Here is a 17,148-nt window from a genome sequence, read left to right on the forward strand (position 1 = left end):
GTCGCCCTCAGACGAGGACCGCTCCTTCCATCACGCCGATGGCGCGCAGATCGCGATACCACCGCTCCACCGGGTGTTCCTTGACGAAGCCGTGACCGCCGAGCATCTGCACTCCGTCGGTGCCGATCTTCATGCCGTACTCCGCCGTCAACTTGCGGGCCAGGGCGATCTCCCTGGCGGCATCGAGCCCTTGATCGACACGAGAGGCGGCGCGCAGTGTCACCAGCCGCATACCCTCCAGCTCGATCGCCATGTCGGCGACCGTGAAGGCCACGCTCTGACGGTAGGCGACGGGCTCGCCGAAGGCCTCCCGCGTGGTGACGTAGTCCTTGACGTAGTCGAGGGTGGTCCGTGCGGTTCCGAGGGCGAGACCGGCCCAGGCGAGGCGTGAGAGCCGCACCATCTCGCGGTAGTCCTCGACGGAGCCGAGGACGGCGTCCTCAGCGACCTGGACATCATCGAGCGCGAGGCGAGAGAGTCCGGCTGCCCGCAGACCCATGCTCGGGTCCTCGGCCACCTGCACGCCCGCGGCGCTCGCCTCGACGAGGATCATCGACGGGCCGCGACCCTCGACCTCCGCGGCGACGACGAAGAGCTCCGCCTCGCTCCCCCGCACGACACCGGACTTGAGACCCGAGAGGGTGTAGCCGGCGCCGGAGCGGCGAGCGGTGGTCTGCAGCGTGAAGGGGTCGAAGAGCACACGCGGCTCGGCGACGGCGAGCGCGGCGGCAGGGACATCGTCGCCGGCGAAGGCGGAGAGATAGGTCTGCTGCTGGCCTTCGGTGCCCCAGAGGGCGATGGCGGTGGCGACGGCCGAGGGGGCGAGACACGCCACGGCTTGGCCCATGTCGCCGGACGCGAGGGCCTCGGCCACGAGCACCCCCGTGACCGCCGAACGCTCCTGGGAGAGTCCGCCGAGATCCTCGGGGATGTTGATGAGCGACAGTCCGAAATCGCTCGTCTGACCGAGGATCTCCTTGGGCGTGTCGTTCACTGCCTCGGCGCTCTCGGCCCCGGGACGCAGGACCTCGCGTGCGAACTCCTCGACGACCTCGACCATCATCTGCTGGTCATCGGTCGGGGTGAGGTCGAAGACACCGGTAGGAGCCGAGGTGGAGGGTCGTGCGCCCTGCCCTCCCGAGCGGACCTTCGTGAAGGTGCGCTGTGCCGTGCCGGCTGCTTTGAAGCCGTTCCTGGCTCCGTGATAGACGACTTTCTGGGTCGCGTCACGCAGGCCGAAGCGGTCGATGACGGACGACTGCGCGAGCCGGTTCAGGACCTTGAGGCCGACGCCCATGGGATCGGTGCGAGCCACTACGGTGCTCCTGTTCGAGATCGGATGGCGATACGAGTAACTGCGGTTTGCAGTTTCACATACCGAGAGTATCTGAAAGTGGGAGCACTGCCAAGCAGGTGCCGCGAATGAGGTCGATAGTGTGGTGACGATCATCCGTCGTCAGGAGTCCTTTCGTGAGCAGTGCCGAGCAGTCCCGCCCCCTTCCCGAGGGCGGCAAGGTCCTCCCCATCACCCGCTGGGGCACCCCGGTGATGCACCACGAACTGCGCGATGTCACCGAGTTCGATGACGAGCTCGCGACCTTGGTGGCGGACATGGCGGCCACGATGTATGCCGCGGAAGGCGTGGGTCTGGCGGCCAATCAGGTCGGCGTCGATCTCAAGGTATTCGTCTTCGACTGCCCCGATGCCGACCATCAGCGGGTCACCGGCGTCGTCTGCAATCCGGTGCTCACCCTGCCCGAGGGCAAGGATCGCCAGCTGGACGCCGCCGACGAAGGCTGCCTGTCACTCCCGGGAGCATTCGCCGAGTGCGCTCGGCCGGACCTCGCCACGGTGCGCGGCGTCGACCACCATGGCGAACCGGTCGAGTTCACCGGCACGGGTCTGCTCGCTCGCTGCCTCCAGCACGAGACCGATCACCTCTTCGGCACGGTCTTCGGCGATCGCGTTCCCGACCGGGCGCGCAAGAAGCTCTACAAGCAGCACAACAGCCTGGCCGACGACTACCCGGACGACTGGCCCGTCTCCCCCATGCGCGAAGACTGACCTGGGCCTGAATGGTCGCCATCTCAGCCCTCGATACGACCATCGCCTCATGTCCGAGTTTTGTCCGGTTGTGGCCCGTTACTTACCGGTAGAACGGGCCACAACCGGGCAAAAGTCGGACCGGGACGGTCAGCGGGGGCGGAAGTGCCAGCAGGCGATGGCAGTAGAGGCGGCTACGTTCAGCGAGTCGATACCGGCGGCCATCGGGATCGTGACGCGGTGATCGGCGGCCTGCTGCCAGTGCTCGGTCAGGCCCGGGCCCTCGGAGCCGACGATGACGGCCACTCTCTCCCCCGGCGCGATCTCGATGGCATCCAATGGCACCGAGTCCGCGGCGAGCGACATCGCGTAACTGGTGAAGCCGTGCTCGCGCAGCAGATCAGGAGCGGCGTACCAGTCCTCGATCCGCGCATAGGGCAGGGAGAAGACCGCCCCCATGGCGACCTTGACCGATCGCCGGTACAGCGGATCGGCGCAGCGCGGTGACAACAGCACAGCGTCGAAGCCGAGGGCCGCGACATTGCGCATGACGGCGCCGATATTGGTGTGATCGACCAGATCCTCGGCCACGAGAACGCGCCGGGCGGAGGCCAACACGGTCTCAGGTGACAGCGGCTCGGGTCGTTCCATCGCCGCCAGCGCGCCGCGATGCACATGGAATCCGGTCACCTGCTCGATCGTCTTCTCATCGAGGACGTAGCAGGGCGCATCGGTCGCCTCCAGCACATCGGCCAGCGACTCCATCCATCGCGGGGCCAGCAGGAGGGACCGCGGGCGGTGACCCGCCTCGACGGCCCGCCGCACGACCTTCTCTCCCTCGGCGATGTAGAGACCGCGCTCGGTCTCGAGGAGCTTGCGCAAGCTCACGTCACGCAGGTCCGTGTAGTCGCGCAGGCGCGGATCTCCCGCGCCGGCGATCTGAAACAACTCGGCCACCGATCTAGGCTACGGAGTATGAGTCTTGATCGACCCGTGACCCCCGACCCGTATCCGCTTCTCCCAGCAGCCGCTTCGTTCGACGTGCACAGCGACGATGTCGCCGACGGCGAGCCGCTCAAGGACGACCAGGTCAACGCCGGAGGCGACACCTCGCCCCACCTGGCCTGGGGCGACCCGCCCGAGGGCACCAGGTCCTTCGTCGTCACGTGCTTCGATCCCGATGCCCCCACGGTGTCGGGCTTCTGGCACTGGGTGGCGGTCGACCTTCCGGCCGACACGCGCGAGCTGCCGGCTGGTGCCGGCGCCTCCGATGACACGCTGCCCGGTTCAGCCTTCCACGTCCGCAACGACGGCGGTGGCCTCAATTTCATGGGCGCCGCCCCACCGGAGGGCGATCAGGTGCACCGCTACTACTTCGTGGTCCACGCCGTCGGCGAGGAGACCCTGGGAGTCGACTCGTCGGTCTCCCCCGCCGTCGTCGGCTTCAACCTGGCCTTCAAGACCCTCGGCCGCGCCATCCTCCACGGCACCTACCAGCACTGACGACGAAACCGGTTGAGCGGGACGTTTGGACGGTGAACATAGCCGAATGGCCGTCCAAACGTCCCGCTCAACGGGTCGGTGGTGGTGTCAGGCGGTGGGGTGGTCCTCGGCGGGGGCGCCCTCGTCGTCATCGGGGCGGGCCACCGGAGACTCCGCCTGCCGCGCGGCCTTGATGGCCTCCTCGACGGCCGAGGACGTGTCCTCGCTGGCGATCGGGACCTCGTCGACGATCTCCTCGTCCAGATCGACCTCGCGGCGGCTGCCACCGCTGTCGACCGGGACGTCGCCGATCGCGCCGCCGAGGGTACCGAGGGCCTTGGTGAGCTCGGCCGGGATGATCCAGGTCGACGCGTTCTCACCCGAGGCGATCTTCGGCAGCGTTTGCAGGTACTGGTAGGACAGCAGCTTCTGGTCAGCATTGCCGTTGTGGATCGCCTGGAAGACGGTCTCGATGGCGCGGCCCTCACCCTGCGCCCGGAGGATCGCAGCCTGGCGCTCGCCCTCCGCCGACAAGATGGCCGACTGCTTCTCACCCTCGGCCTTGAGGATCGACGACTGCTTCTCGCCCTCGGCGGTCAGGATGGCCGACTGGCGCTCGCCCTCGGCCGTGAGGATCGCGGCGCGCTTGTCACGATCGGCGCGCATCTGCTTCTCCATCGCGTCGATGATCGTCGGCGGCGGATCGATGCTCTTGAGCTCCACCTGGTTGACCTTGATGCCCCACCGGGCGGTCGCTGCGTCGAGCTCGGCGCCCAGCGTGCGGTTGATCTGGTCGCGGCTGGTGAGCGTGTGCTCCAACGTCATGCCGCCGATGATGTTGCGGACCGTCGTCATCGTGAGCTGGTGGATGGCATCGATGTAACTGACGATCTCGTAGGTGGCGGCGACCGCGTCGTTGACCGTGAAGTAGATCACGGTGTCGATCTCCACCGTGAGGTTGTCCTCGGTGATGACACCCTGTGGCGGGAACGAGACGACCTGCTCACGCTGGTCGACCCGGTACCTGACCCGGTCGAGGAACGGGATGATCAGGTGCGGTCCCGAGCTCAGCGAGGTGCGATAGCGGCCGAGCCGCTCCACGATGCCGGCGTGATTCTGAGGGATGATCTTGACCGACATCGAGACGACGACCACGAGGAGCAGGACCACGAGGCCGACGAAGACGGCGAGGGCGGAGGCCACCATTGTCGTTCTTCCTTTCAGTGATGGGCGGCGGTGACGCGCGCGATCGGGCCTTCGATAGCCACGACGAGCACCTCCGTCCCGGGTTCGAAGGTCGTATCAGCGTCGAGCACTCGGGCAGTCCAGCGCTGGCCGTTGATCATGACCTGGCCCGCATGGGCGGAGACCTGCTCATCGACCGTGGCGTACTGGCCCACGAGACCGTGCTGGCCCGATGGCAGCGTAGGTCCGCGGTGGATGCGCTTGACCATCTTGGGGCGCACCAGCGTCAACATGCTCCCCGAGACGCCACCGAAGACCAGGAGGCAAAGGACGAACGGCGCCCCGAGGGCAGCGACGGCGGCGGCGGCGAAGGCCCCGATGCCGAACATCAGGAAGACGAACTCCATGCTGGCGATCTCGACGACCGACAGCACGACGCCGATCGCCGTCCAGGTGAGCCAGATGTCGTCGCCGAGCCAGTCCATGATCTATGTCTCTATCACGAAGCGGCCCGTCGCGCCGCCGGCTGACGCCGCGCGGTGAAACGGCCGCGGTCCTCGCGGAGTTCGAGTCGTTGTCCGAAGGCATTGCTCAAGACATCAGAGGTCAGCACCTCGCGGAGCGGACCACGTCCGACGACCTTGCCGTCGGCCAGGACCAGAGCGTGGGTGAACCCCTGCGGGATCTCCTCTACGTGATGGGTCACCAGGACGAAGGCCGCTCCGGCAGGATCGCTGGACAGGACATCGAGGCTCGCCAGCAGGTCCTCCCGTGCGCCGAGGTCGAGTCCGGCGCCCGGCTCGTCGAGCAAGACTGCCTCGGGATCGGTCATGAGCGCCCGGGCGATGAGGACCCGCTTCTTCTCCCCCTCCGACAGGGTGCCGAAGGTGCGATCGGCGAGCGAGGCGATTCCCAGTTCGGCGAGCAGTTGGTCGACCCGGCCGAAGTCGTGTTCGTCGTACTCTTCGTTCCAGCGTCCGACCACGGCGTACGCGGCCGAGAGCACGACATTGCGCACCGATTCCCGCGCGGGGATCCGCTCAGAGACCACCGTGGACGTGTGCCCGATGCGGGTGCGCAGTTCGAAGACGTCGACCTGGCCGAGCGTCTCGTCGAGGATCCGGACCCGGCCGGACGTGGGGTGCAGCGAGGCGCCGAGGATCTGCATGAGGGTGGTCTTGCCAGCCCCGTTCGGGCCGATGACCACCCAGTGCTCGCCCGCTCGGACGGTCCAGGAGACCGAGTCCAGGAGCTTCTTGCCGGATCGGATCACCGTCACATCGTCCAGCTCGAAGACAGCTGACATGCATCCTCCTGGTCGTGACGGCCCGGTGATCCCAACCTATCGTGTCGCCGGTGAGCCCTGACGCTACCCTCGACTCGATGACCTCCGAGCATGTGCCCGCCGCCCTCCAGCTCACCGTGCCGACGGTGCTGGTGACGCTGGTCGGTCCCGACCGCCCCGGCGTCTCCACCCGTCTGTTCGCCGAGGCGGCGAGTTTCGACATCGAGGTGATCGATGTCGAACAGCTCGTCGTTCGCGGCCGGCTCGTCCTCAGCACCCTGCTCACCGAGCCCGAGGCTCCCGAGCAGCTCGAGGAGGCCATCCGCGGCTTCGCCGAGCCTCTCGGCCTCGAGGTCTGGTTCGAGCACGGGGTCGGGGACAACCGCCCGCGGCGCATCGGACGTGCGCAGGTGGTGGTGCTCGGAGGTCCTCTGCGTCCGTCGGCGATGTCCGCCATCACCGACGGGATCAGGCGCCTCGGCGGCAATATCGACCGGATCGTCCGCATGGCTCGCTACCCGGTGACGGCGATCCGCATGGAGGTGTCCGGCGCCGATCCCGATGCCCTGCAGCGCGACCTCGCCAGCATCGGTCATGCCGAGGGGGTCGACATCGCGGTGCAGGAGAACGGCATCGGCCGGCACGCCCAGCGCCTGGTGGTCATGGACGTCGACTCCACGCTGATCCAGGGCGAGGTCATCGAGATGCTCGCCTCGCACGCCGGTTGCGAGGCTCAGGTCGCCGAGGTCACCGAGCGCGCCATGCGCGGCGAGCTCGACTTCGCCGACTCGCTCCATGCACGGGTGGCCCAGTTGGAGGGCGTCCCAGCCAGCGCCCTGGACGAGGTGTACGCCGGCATCGCCTACACCCCGGGAGCGCGGACGATGATCCGCACCCTCAAGCGCCTCGGCTACCGATTCGCGCTCGTGAGCGGAGGCTTCACCCAGATCATCGAGCGGATCGCCGAGGAGCTGGGCATCGACTACTTCGCGGCCAACGAGCTGGAGATCGTCGACGGCCGGCTCACCGGTCGCGTGGTGGGCGAGGTCGTCGATCGTGCCGGCAAGGCGACGGCACTGCGCCGGTTCGCCGCAGAGGCCGGCATCGCCGAACGCAACACGGTGGCGATCGGCGACGGCGCCAACGATCTCGACATGCTCGCCGCCGCGGGCCTGGGGATCGCCTTCAATGCCAAGCCCCTCGTGCGCGACCAAGCGCGTACCAGCGTCAACGTGCCCTATCTGGACACGGTCGTGTTCCTCATGGGCATCACCCGCGAAGAGGTCGAGGCGGCCGACGCCGCTGACCCGGCCTGAACGCCAGTTCCTACTCGTCGTCCTCGAGGCGGAAACCCAGCTTGAGGGTCACCTGGTAGTGCTCGACCTCGTCGTCGACGATCTGCCCGCGGATGCCGACCACCTCGAACCAGTCGAGGTGGCGCAGCGTCTGCGAGGCCCTCTTGATGCCGCTCTCCACAGCCTCCGTGACGCCCTCGGGCGATGTTCCGACGATCTCCGTGACGCGATAGGTGCGATTGCTCATGCCGCCATCATGCCCCTCCCCCTCGGCCGGCCGGCGGCCAGGGAGGCCAGCGTAGAGTGGAGGGTGTGAAGCTTCGAAGGAAGCGCGATGAGGTGCATTCGATCACCTCGGCCGCTCAGTCCCACAGTGAGGCCACGTGGTCTCGCGAGAAGCGTTATGCCATCTCGATGGCGATCCGCACCGTGTGCTTCATCGGCGCGGTCGCCGCGAGCGGTCCGTTGCGCTGGACGTTGCTGGTCGGGGCGGTCTTCCTCCCGTATGTGGCGGTCATCTTCGCCAACTCGCCCGCGCGCAAGGCCAGCGACGGTCCGTCGCCCTTCGGACACGAGCGCCCCGAGCTCGAGCAGCCCCGCCGCGAGCTCGACGAGGACTGATCGGTGCTGCGCTTCCTGTTGACCCCCCGCTGGCTGGGGTTCGGCGCCTTCGTGATCGCCTTGGCGGTGACCTGTGTATTTCTCGGCATGTGGCAGCACGACCGACACGAGCAGCGCCAGCAGCACAATGCGCAGGTCGAGAGCCATGCCGAGTCCGATCCGATCTCGATCGAGCAAGTGGCACCCGTGGGCGCCGACTGGCCCTCGGAGGACGAGTGGACCCAGGTGACCGCCACCGGCCGCTATGACGCGGAACACGAGGTGCTGGTCAAGTTCCAGCAGCGGGGCAGCCAGCCCGGCGTCGATGTCGTCACGCCGCTCGTCCTCGATGACGGCAGCGCCGTGCTCGTCGATCGCGGCTGGGTGCAGACCCCGAACACCGCCTCGCGTCCCGAGGGCGTCCCCGCCCCGCCCAGCGGCCAGGTGACCGTGACCGGCTGGCTGCGCGCCGACAGCTCCAATGACGGGCAGGCGGTCCAGCCCGAGGACGGCCAGGTCCGGCTGATCAGCAGCGCGGCCCTCACCGAGCACACCCCCTACGACCTCGTCAGCGGCTATATAGCCCTGCGCGAGCAGAATCCGCCGCTCGACGGTCTCGAACCCGCCGAACCGCCCGAGCTCGGCATGGGCGTCAATCTCTTCTACTCCTGGCAGTGGTACTTCTTCGCCGGGCTGGCCGGATTCGGCTTCTTCTGGTTCGCGCGGGCCGAGGTGAAGGAGCGCCGACGCGAGCCCCACGCAGAGCAGACCGAGCAGCTCACGCCAAGCTGATCAGATCGAAGTAGCTGTCGGACCAGATGTCCTCGTCGCCATCGGGCAGCAGGAGGACACGATCGGGATCCAGGGCGGCCACTGCGCCTTCGTCGTGGGTCACCAGGATGATCGCGCCCTCATAGGAGCGGATCGCCCCGAGGACCTCCTCGCGTGAGGCGGGATCGAGGTTATTGGTCGGCTCGTCGAGCAGCAGGACATTGGCCTTCGAGACGATCAGGCTCGCCAGCGCCAACCGGGTCTTCTCCCCGCCGGACAGCACCGCGGCCGGCTTCGCGACATCATCGCCGGTGAACAGGAACTGGCCCAGGACACTGCGTGCCTCGGTCTCCGTGAGCTCGGGGGCCGCCCGCTGCATGTTGTCGAGGATCGTGCGGCTGGTGTCGAGGGTCTCGTGCTCCTGCGCGTAGTAGCCGAGCTTGAGTCCGTGACCGGGCTGGATTTCGCCGGTGTCGGCCTTGTCCATGTCGCCGAGGATCCGCAGCAGCGTCGTCTTCCCGGCACCGTTGAGGCCGAGGATCACGACGCGACTGCCGCGATCGATGGCCAGGTCGACGTCCATGAAGACCTCCAGCGAACCGTAGGACTTCGAGAGCCCCTCGGCCATGAGCGGGGTCTTGCCGCAGGGCGCCGGCTTGGGGAACCCGATCTTGGCGACCTTCTCGGTCTGCCGCTCGTCCTCGAGCCCCGCCATCATCTTCTCGGCGCGCTTGATCATGTTCTGCGCGGCGACCGCCTTGGTGGCCTTGGCGCGCATCTTCTCAGCCTGTTGCAGCAACCGCTCGGCGGTCTTCACCGTGTTGGCGCGTTCGCGCCTGCGCCGTTCCTCGTCCGCCTCGCGCTGCTTCAGGTAGGCTTTCCAGCCCATGTTGTAGATATCGATGACCTGACGGTTGCCGTCGAGGTAGAAGACCTTGTTCACCGTCGTCTCGATCAGGTCGACATCGTGGCTGATGACGATGAAGCCCCCGGAGAAATCGGCGAGGAACTGACGTAGCCAGACGATCGAGTCGTGGTCGAGGTGGTTCGTGGGCTCGTCGAGCAGGAGGATCTCCGCATCGGAGAACAGGATGCGGGCGAGCTCCACCCGGCGGCGCTGACCGCCCGAGAGAGTGCTGAGCGGCTGCTCCAGGATGCGCTCGGGAAGGGCGAGGGACATCGCCATCGCATCGGCCTCGGACTCCGCCGCGTAACCGCCCGCGGACTGGAAGTCGGCATCGGCGGCGGCATAGCGCTTCATGCCGCGCTCGGCGACTTCCGGATCGGCGGAGGCCATCTCCTCTTCGGCCGTACGTAGCCGACGCATCGCGTCGTCGAGTCCACGGACCGACAGGATGCGGTTGCGTGCGCTCACCGTCATGTCGTCGACCCGCGGGTCTTGGGGTAGATAGCCGACGGAGCCGGTACGGCTGATGCTGCCGGCCGAGGGCTCTCCCCCGGCCCCCGCGAGCATCTTGGTCAAGGTGGTCTTGCCCGCTCCGTTGCGGCCGACCAGGCCGATCTTGTCGCCTTTGGCGACGCGGAACGAGACATCAGACATCAGGACGCGGGCGCCGAAACGCAGCTCCACGCCGGAAGCGGTGATCACGGGGTTCTCCAGAGGACATGAGGGGACGGCTAGGACGACACACGGCATCGGCGGACGATGCCGGACCGTCACTCTCTCTGGATCAGCACCGGATCATTCTACCGACCGGGCCCACGGGACCCACGTCGGCCACCGGAAAGAGGGGGCGGCGGGCCACCACACACCCGGTGATGGAGATGCGTGATGACTCACCACCCGCCTGCAGCACTGGCGGACCTCAGCCGATATTGAAGCCGAGGGCGCGCAACATCTCGCGGCCGTCATCGGTGATCTTGTCCGGGCCCCACGGCGGCATCCAGACCCAGTCGATACGGAACTCGTTGACGATGCCGTCGAGCGCGGCACGGGTCTGGTCCTCGATGACATCGGTCAGCGGGCAGGCCGCCGAGGTGAGGGTCATCTGCAGCACCGCATTGCTGTGGTCGTCGACGTGTGCGCCGTAGACCAGGCCGAGATCCACGACATTGATGCCGAGCTCGGGATCGACGACGTCCTTCATCGCCTCGATGACGTCATCGGAGCTGGTGGGCTTGGGGCTGGTGTCGACCTGAGGCAGATCGGAATGGTCGGTCGTCATGGTGTCACTTGCCTCTCTCATGGGACACGGTCTGATCGGAGCCGGCGAGCGCCTGGGAGGTGGCGTCCTTCCACGCCATCCACCCCAGCAGCGCACATTTCACGCGAGCCGGGAACTGCGCCACGCCGGCGAAGGCGATGCCATCCTCGAGCACCTCCTCATCGGGGGTGACCTGGCCACGGCCGTGCATCACCTCGGTGAAGGCGTCGAGCACGCGCATCGCCTCCTCGACGGTCTTGCCCGGCAGCAGGTCGTACAGCACGGAGGCCGAAGCCTGGCTGATGGAACAGCCCTCGGCATCGTAGGAGATGTCAGCCACGCGGTCGCCGTCCAGATGCACCCGCAGGGTGATCTCGTCGCCGCAGGTGGGGTTGACGTGATGGACCTCGGCCTCGTACGGCTCGCGCAATCCGGCGCCGTGGGGGTTCTTGTAGTGGTCCAGGATGATCTCCTGGTACATCGCATCGACGTCCATGCTCATCCCACCTTGAAGTACTGCTGGGTGTAGCGGATCGCCTCGGCGAGGGCGTCGATCTCGGCCTCGGTCGTGTAGAGGTAGAACGAGGCTCGAGTCGTCGACTGCACGCCGAAGCGCCGATGGGCCGGCTTGGCGCAGTGGTGCCCGGCTCGCACGGCGACACCGCGCGAGTCGAGCAGCTGCGCGACATCGTGCGGATGGACGCCGTCGAGGGTGAAGCTCACCGCTCCCCCGCGGTCGACCGCCTCGGACGGGCCGACCACCGTGAGGCCGTCGATCTCCTGCAACCGTCCGAGCGCATAGGCGGTGATCGCCTGCTCGTGCGCCGCGATGTTCTCCATGCCGATCGCCGACAGGTAGTCGACGGCGGCACCGAGACCGACCGACTGCGCGATCGGCGGTGTCCCCGCCTCGAATCGGTGCGGCGGCGCGGCGAAGGTGCTCCGCTCCATCGACACCGTCTCGATCATCTCGCCGCCGCCGAGGAAGGGCGGCAGCGAGGCGAGCAGGTCGTAACGCCCCCACAGCACGCCGATACCGGTCGGACCGACCATCTTGTGACCGGTGAAGGCCACGAAATCGGCTCCCAGGGAGGAGACGTCCACGGGGAGCTGCGGGACCGCCTGTGAGGCGTCCACCGCGACCAGCGCACCGACCTGGTGCGCACGGGCAATGACGACGTCCAGCGGGTTGATGGTGCCGAGCATGTTCGACACCCAGGTCAGCGAGACGATCTTGGTGCGCTCGGTGACCAGCGACTCGAGGTCGTCCAGATCCAAGCGTCCCTCGTCCGTGACGCCGAACCAGCGCAGCGTCGCGCCCGTGCGCTCGGCGAGGAGCTGCCACGGGACGATATTGGAGTGATGCTCCATCTCGGAGATGACGATCTCGTCGCCCTCCCCCACGATGCCGCCGTCCCCCAGCGTGCGAGCGATGAGGTTGAGCGCCTCGGAGGCGTTCTTGGTGAAGATCACCTCATCGCGCGACGGCGCGCCGATGAAAGCCGCGACCTTGTCCCGGCCGGTCTCGAAGGCCTCGGTGGCCTCCGCGCCGAGCTGGTGCATCGCGCGCGCCACATTGGCGTTGTGCTCCAGATAGTGCCGCTCGATCGCCTCGACGACCTGCCGCGGCTTCTGCGAGGTATTGGCCGAGTCGAGGTAGACCAGCGGCCGGTCGCCCGCGAGGGATCGCGCGAGGACCGGGAAGTCCTTGCGGATCGCCTCGACGTCGTAGCGGGTCACAGCGCCGCGGCCGCCTTCACGTACTTGTCGTAACCCTCGGCCTCGAGCTGCTCGGCGAGCTCCTCGCCACCGGACTCGGCGAGCCGGCCGGCGACGAAGACGTGCACGTAGTCGGGCTTGATGTAGTTGAGGATGCGGGTGTAGTGCGTGATGAGCAATACGCCGCGATCGCCCTGCGAGGTGTACCGGTTGACGCCATCGGACACCACGCGCAGCGCGTCGATGTCCAGGCCCGAATCGGTCTCGTCGAGGACGGCGAACTTCGGGTTGAGCAGCTCGAGCTGTGCGATCTCGTGGCGCTTCTTCTCACCACCGGAGAAGCCCTCGTTGACGCTGCGCTGTGCGAAGGAGGGGTCGAGGGTGACGCGCTCGAGCGCGGCGTTGACATCCTTGACCCAGGTACGCAGCTTCGGAGCCTCACCGTCGACCGCGGTCTTGGCGGTGCGCAGGAAGTTGGCGACCGAGACGCCCGGCACCTCGACGGGATACTGCATCGCCAAGAACAGGCCGGCGCGAGCCCGCTCGTCGACGCTCAGATCGAGGATGTTCTCACCGTCGAGCAGCACCTCGCCGTCGGTGATCTTGTACTTGGGGTGGCCGGCGATCGAGTACGCGAGCGTGGACTTGCCCGAGCCGTTGGGGCCCATGATGGCGTGGACCTCGCCGGAGTTGATCGTCAGATCGACCCCGCGCAGGATCTCCTTCTCGCCGTCCTCGGTCTCGACCGAGACGTGAAGGTTCTTGATCTCCAGAGTGGACATGCTCTCAGTTCTCGCTTTCGGTGGGGAGATCGACCCAGACGGTCTCTCCCTCGATCTTGGTGGCGTACACGGGGACGGGTTCGGTGGCCGGGAGGCTCAGCGCCTCACCGGTCCGCAGGTCGAAGCGGGAGCCGTGCAGGAAGCACTCGATGGTGCATCCCTCCACGTCGCCGTCCGACAGCGGGATCTCGGCATGCGAGCACCAGTCCTGGATGGCATAGACGTCGTCCCCCTGGCGGACCAGGGCGATGTCGACGCCGTCGACCTCGATGCCGAGCGCCGCGCCCTCCGGCACGTCGCCCAGCGGAGCGGCCTCTCTAAATGACACGGCGCGGCTCCTCAGGACTCCAGGCGACCGACGACGGTCGCCAGCTCGTCCTCGATCGCCGAGGTGAGCCGCTCCTGCAGGTCCTCGACGCCGATCCGGCGGATGATGTCATTGAAGAAGCCGTGCACGACGAGGCGACGAGCCTCGGTCTCCTCGATGCCGCGGCTCTGCAGGTAGAACAGGTGCTCGTCGTCGAAGCGACCGGTGGTCGACGCGTGCCCGGCACCGGCGATCTCGCCGGTCTCGATCTCCAGATTGGGCACCGAGTCGGCCTTGGCGCCATCGGTCAGCACGAGGTTGTCGTTCTGCTCGAAGGTCTCGATGCCCTCGGCCACCTTGCGGATGAGCACATTGCCGATCCACACGGTGTGAGCGTCCTGACCCTGCAGCGCGCCCTTGTAGACGACATTGCTGCGCGTCTTGGGAGCGGTGTGATCGACGAACTGCCGGTGCTCGAGGTGCTGGCCGGCGTCGGCGAAGTAGACGCCGAACAGCTCAGCGCTGCCGCCCGTGCCCCGGTAGTCGACATTGGTCGAGGAGCGGACGAGATCGCCGCCGAGCGTGAACTCGAAGAACCGCACCTGCGCGTCACGCCCGACCGACACCCCGTTCTGCACGGCGTGCACGGCGTCGTCCTCCCAGTCGGCGAGGCTGATCACCGTGAGCTGCGCGCCATCGCCCACCAGGTACGTGACGGTACTGCCGTAGGTGGCACTGCCGACATGGTCGAGCAGCACGGTGGCCTTCGCGAAGGGCGCGACCTTGACGACCGTGTGACCCCACACGACCTGATCGCTGGCGGTGCCGGACCAATTCAACCGGACCGGGGCGTCGAGTTCACCGTCGATGCTGAGCAGCGAGGCCTCGGGCGCATTCTCCACTGCGAGGGCGGCGAGCCGATCGAGCGGCGCGATGCCGCCGAGTGCCTTGGCCTCGTCACGCGAGATGGCGCTCAGGCTCGCGCCCTCGGGCAGTTCCTCCGTGAGGGCCAGCTTCGCCGCCGAGGCGGGGCCGTCGAGCAGACCACGCAGCCGCTTGAGCGGCGTGAAGCGCCAGATCTCCTCCAAGCCGGTGGGCTTGGGGTGGGCCTCGACGTCGTACGACGGCTCGGGGTGCAGGTGGGACTCGACATGCTCCAGCTCAAGGGCAGGCTCCAGGCCTGACGCGGCCATGGAGGCCTCCTTCTCAACAACTGTAGGCATCATCCGACAGCACCCTCCATTTGCAGTTCGATGAGGCGGTTGAGCTCGAGGGCGTACTCCATCGGCAGCTCGCGGGCGATCGGCTCGACGAAGCCGCGGACGATCATCGCCATCGCCTCGTCCTCCTCCATGCCGCGCGACATGAAGTAGAAGAGCTGGTCCTCGCTGACCTTGGAGACGGTGGCCTCGTGGCCGAGCGTCACATCGTCCTCGCGAACGTCGACATAGGGGTAGGTGTCCGAGCGGCTGATCTGATCGACCAGCAGGGCATCGCACTTGACGGTGCTGGCCGAGTGCTCGGCACCGTCCAGCACCTGCAGCAGACCGCGGTAGGACGTGCGACCGCCACCGCGGGCGACGGACTTGGACAGGATCGAGCTCGAGGTCCGCGGCGCGGCGTGCACCATCTTGGCGCCGGTGTCCTGGTACTGGTCGACGCCGGCGAAGGCGATCGACAGCGTCTCACCGCGGGCGTGCTCGCCCATCAGGTAGACCGCCGGGTACTTCATCGTCACCTTGGAGCCGATATTGCCGTCAATCCACTCCATCGTGGCGCCCTCCTCACAGGTGGCGCGCTTGGTGACCAGGTTGTACACATTGTTCGACCAGTTCTGGATCGTGGTGTACCGCACCCGGGCGTTCTTCTTGACGATGATCTCGACGACCGCCGAGTGCAGCGAGTCGCTGGAGTAGATCGGCGCGGTGCAACCCTCGACGTAGTGCACGTACGAGTCCTCGTCGGCGATGATGAGGGTGCGCTCGAACTGGCCCATGTTCTCGGTGTTGATCCGGAAGTAGGCCTGCAACGGGATGTCGACGTGGACGCCCTTGGGCACGTAGATGAACGATCCGCCGGACCACACCGCCGTGTTGAGCGCGGCGAACTTGTTGTCGCCGGTCGGGATGACGGTGCCGAAGTACTCCTCGAAGATCTCCGGATGCTCCTTGAGGGCCGTGTCGGTGTCCAGGAACAGCACGCCCTGGGCCTCGAGGTCCTCGCGGATCGAGTGGTAGACAACCTCGGACTCGTACTGCGCGGCGACGCCGGCGACGAGGCGCTGCTTCTCCGCCTCGGGGATGCCGAGCTTGTCGTAGGTGTTCTTGATGTCCTCGGGAAGGTCCTCCCAGCTTTGGGCCTGCTTCTCCGAGGAGCGCACGAAGTACTTGATGTTGTCGAAGTCGATACCGGTGAGATCGGCGCCCCACGTCGGCATGGGCTTGCGCTCGAAGAGCTTGAGTCCCTTCAATCTCCGCTGGAGCATCCAGTCGGGCTCGTCCTTCTTGCCCGAGATGTCGCGGACGATCGACTCATTCAGGCCGCGCTTCGCGGTCGCGCCGGCGACATCGGGATCGGCCCAGCCGAACTCGTAGTTGCCGACCTCCTTCAGACCGGGATTGAGCTCCTCGATCTGGTTGGTCTCGTGCGTCGTGGTCATGACGACACCCTCTCTGATGTGGGGGCTTTCGGAAGATGGGTGGTGCACACACCATCGCCGTGGGCGATCGTGGCGAGCCGTTGGACATGGGTGCCCAGCAGTTCGGCGAAGAGTTCGGTCTCGGCATCGCAGAGCTGGGGGAACTCACCCGCCACGTGCGCGACGGGGCAATGGTGCTGGCACATCTGCTCGCCCGCGGGCGAGCTGCTGACGGAGGCGGCGAAGCCGTCCTCGGTCAGAGCATGGGCGAGGAGCTGAGCACGCTCCTCGGTGGTATCGACCGAGGCGAGCAGACCTCGATAGCGTTCCTCGAGTCCGGCCAGCCGGAACCGGGCGAAGGCCTTGACGGCGTCATCGCCGCCGGTGGCGTGCAGGTATCGCAGCGCCTCGGCGGCGAGATCGTCGTAGCCCTGGGTGAACTGGTCGCGTCCGGCATCAGTGAGCACGAAGACGCGAGCCGGCCGGCCGCGACGGCGTTGGCCGACGATCCGTTCCTCGCGGGCGGTGATGAGGCCCTGCTCCAGGAGAGCGTCGAGGTGGCGGCGGACGGCGGCAGGCGTGAGATCCAGGTGCTCGGCCAGGCTCGCGGCGGTCGACGCTCCGTGCGCCAGGAGGGATTCGGCCACCCGCAGACGCGTCGGGGCATCGTCGTTCGACGACGTCGCCTCCGGTGTCTGCACGTTTTTCACAACACCAGTGTGCCGTTATTCATTCCTGCTATTCAACGAAGGATGGCCTTACCCGGCGTGCCGTGGCGGACGCATTGGTCACCGCGGGAAGGCCGGTGCCGCCAGAGTCGGTCCGGGCCGCGCCCGCGACGACATCGCGGGCCTCTCACCCGCGCACCGGCGATAC

At 67.2% G+C, this 17,148-nt stretch carries 20 protein-coding genes; 5 read left to right on the forward strand and 15 right to left on the reverse strand.

The genetic code is table 11. The features are described from left to right. Positions 1–7: 7 nt before the first annotated feature. Entirely contained in the window at positions 8–1,315 is a 1,308-nt protein-coding gene (locus tag FNM00_RS05835) for an acyl-CoA dehydrogenase family protein (protein ID WP_246065083.1), read from the reverse strand. Positions 1,316–1,470: 155 nt separating this feature from the next. On the opposite strand from FNM00_RS05835, the gene def reads away from it, so the two are divergent. After that, positions 1,471–2,064: a peptide deformylase gene (def, locus tag FNM00_RS05840; RefSeq protein WP_143912352.1), complete on the forward strand. Its 594-nt coding sequence runs from the start codon at positions 1,471–1,473 to the stop codon at positions 2,062–2,064. A gap of 129 nt (positions 2,065–2,193) precedes the next feature. Here def and FNM00_RS05845 read toward each other — a convergent pair whose 3' ends face one another. Continuing rightward, a complete protein-coding gene (locus FNM00_RS05845) occupies positions 2,194–3,000 on the reverse strand; it encodes a TrmH family RNA methyltransferase (RefSeq protein WP_143912354.1) in 807 nt (268 codons plus the stop codon). 18 nt (positions 3,001–3,018) lie between these two features. Between FNM00_RS05845 and FNM00_RS05850 the strand changes: the two genes are divergently transcribed. After that, positions 3,019–3,546: a YbhB/YbcL family Raf kinase inhibitor-like protein gene (locus FNM00_RS05850; RefSeq protein ID WP_143912356.1), complete on the forward strand. Its 528-nt coding sequence runs from the start codon at positions 3,019–3,021 to the stop codon at positions 3,544–3,546. A gap of 87 nt (positions 3,547–3,633) precedes the next feature. Here the strand turns inward: FNM00_RS05850 and FNM00_RS05855 are convergent, their stop codons facing one another. From FNM00_RS05855 to FNM00_RS05865, 3 genes are read right to left on the reverse strand one after another with little or no spacing between them, the layout of a single operon-like run. Continuing rightward, positions 3,634–4,731, reverse strand: coding sequence for an SPFH domain-containing protein (locus FNM00_RS05855; RefSeq protein WP_143912357.1), 1,098 nt, complete (start codon positions 4,729–4,731; stop codon positions 3,634–3,636). 14 nt (positions 4,732–4,745) lie between these two features. After that, positions 4,746–5,195 (reverse strand): NfeD family protein, encoded by a 450-nt coding sequence (locus tag FNM00_RS05860; protein ID WP_143912359.1) that lies wholly within the window; start codon positions 5,193–5,195, stop codon positions 4,746–4,748. Positions 5,196–5,209: 14 nt separating this feature from the next. Further along, positions 5,210–6,016 (reverse strand): ABC transporter ATP-binding protein, encoded by an 807-nt coding sequence (locus tag FNM00_RS05865; protein ID WP_143912361.1) that lies wholly within the window; start codon positions 6,014–6,016, stop codon positions 5,210–5,212. A gap of 50 nt (positions 6,017–6,066) precedes the next feature. On the opposite strand from FNM00_RS05865, the gene serB reads away from it, so the two are divergent. Further along, a complete protein-coding gene (serB, locus tag FNM00_RS05870) occupies positions 6,067–7,311 on the forward strand; it encodes a phosphoserine phosphatase SerB (RefSeq protein ID WP_425456798.1) in 1,245 nt (414 codons plus the stop codon). 10 nt (positions 7,312–7,321) lie between these two features. Here serB and FNM00_RS05875 read toward each other — a convergent pair whose 3' ends face one another. Continuing rightward, a complete protein-coding gene (locus tag FNM00_RS05875) occupies positions 7,322–7,537 on the reverse strand; it encodes a dodecin (protein ID WP_143912363.1) in 216 nt (71 codons plus the stop codon). 65 nt (positions 7,538–7,602) lie between these two features. Between FNM00_RS05875 and FNM00_RS05880 the strand changes: the two genes are divergently transcribed. Both FNM00_RS05880 and FNM00_RS05885 read left to right on the forward strand, forming a co-directional pair. After that, entirely contained in the window at positions 7,603–7,911 is a 309-nt protein-coding gene (locus FNM00_RS05880) for a DUF3099 domain-containing protein (RefSeq protein WP_185973001.1), read from the forward strand. 3 nt (positions 7,912–7,914) lie between these two features. Beyond that, positions 7,915–8,682 (forward strand): SURF1 family cytochrome oxidase biogenesis protein, encoded by a 768-nt coding sequence (locus FNM00_RS05885; protein WP_143912367.1) that lies wholly within the window; start codon positions 7,915–7,917, stop codon positions 8,680–8,682. On the opposite strand, the gene FNM00_RS05890 is transcribed toward FNM00_RS05885, so the two are convergent. From FNM00_RS05890 to FNM00_RS05930, 9 genes are all read right to left on the reverse strand, one after another. Then, complete coding sequence (locus tag FNM00_RS05890; protein ID WP_143912368.1) at positions 8,669–10,270, reverse strand: ABC-F family ATP-binding cassette domain-containing protein; 1,602 nt, start codon at positions 10,268–10,270, stop codon at positions 8,669–8,671. The genes FNM00_RS05885 and FNM00_RS05890 overlap by 14 nt on opposite strands. Positions 10,271–10,487: 217 nt before the next feature. Further along, positions 10,488–10,847 (reverse strand): metal-sulfur cluster assembly factor, encoded by a 360-nt coding sequence (locus FNM00_RS05895; protein WP_087624618.1) that lies wholly within the window; start codon positions 10,845–10,847, stop codon positions 10,488–10,490. 4 nt (positions 10,848–10,851) lie between these two features. After that, positions 10,852–11,322, reverse strand: a complete 471-nt coding sequence (gene sufU / locus FNM00_RS05900) for a Fe-S cluster assembly sulfur transfer protein SufU (RefSeq protein WP_143912370.1) — start codon at positions 11,320–11,322, stop codon at positions 10,852–10,854. Positions 11,323–11,324: 2 nt separating this feature from the next. Then, the gene (locus FNM00_RS05905) at positions 11,325–12,566 is read right to left on the reverse strand and encodes a cysteine desulfurase (RefSeq protein WP_143912371.1); all 1,242 of its coding nucleotides are present in this window, start codon (positions 12,564–12,566) and stop codon (positions 11,325–11,327) included. Further along, positions 12,563–13,327: a Fe-S cluster assembly ATPase SufC gene (gene sufC, locus FNM00_RS05910; RefSeq protein ID WP_143912373.1), complete on the reverse strand. Its 765-nt coding sequence runs from the start codon at positions 13,325–13,327 to the stop codon at positions 12,563–12,565. Before sufC ends, FNM00_RS05905 begins: the two co-directional genes overlap by 4 nt. A gap of 4 nt (positions 13,328–13,331) precedes the next feature. Further along, positions 13,332–13,655, reverse strand: a complete 324-nt coding sequence (locus FNM00_RS05915; protein ID WP_143912375.1) for a Rieske (2Fe-2S) protein — start codon at positions 13,653–13,655, stop codon at positions 13,332–13,334. An 11-nt stretch (positions 13,656–13,666) separates the two neighbouring features. Next, complete coding sequence (gene sufD, locus FNM00_RS05920) at positions 13,667–14,827, reverse strand: Fe-S cluster assembly protein SufD (protein WP_143912377.1); 1,161 nt, start codon at positions 14,825–14,827, stop codon at positions 13,667–13,669. A 29-nt stretch (positions 14,828–14,856) separates the two neighbouring features. After that, on the reverse strand, positions 14,857–16,293 hold the full coding sequence (gene sufB / locus FNM00_RS05925) for a Fe-S cluster assembly protein SufB (protein WP_143912378.1): 1,437 nt from the start codon (positions 16,291–16,293) through the stop codon (positions 14,857–14,859). Next, positions 16,290–16,982: a helix-turn-helix transcriptional regulator gene (locus FNM00_RS05930; RefSeq protein WP_342778536.1), complete on the reverse strand. Its 693-nt coding sequence runs from the start codon at positions 16,980–16,982 to the stop codon at positions 16,290–16,292. The genes sufB and FNM00_RS05930 overlap by 4 nt, the downstream gene beginning before the upstream one ends. Between the last annotated feature and the right edge of the window lie 166 nt (positions 16,983–17,148).

The organism is Aeromicrobium piscarium, from assembly GCF_007421815.1.
Taxonomy (GTDB): Bacteria; Actinomycetota; Actinomycetes; order Propionibacteriales; family Nocardioidaceae; genus Aeromicrobium; species Aeromicrobium piscarium.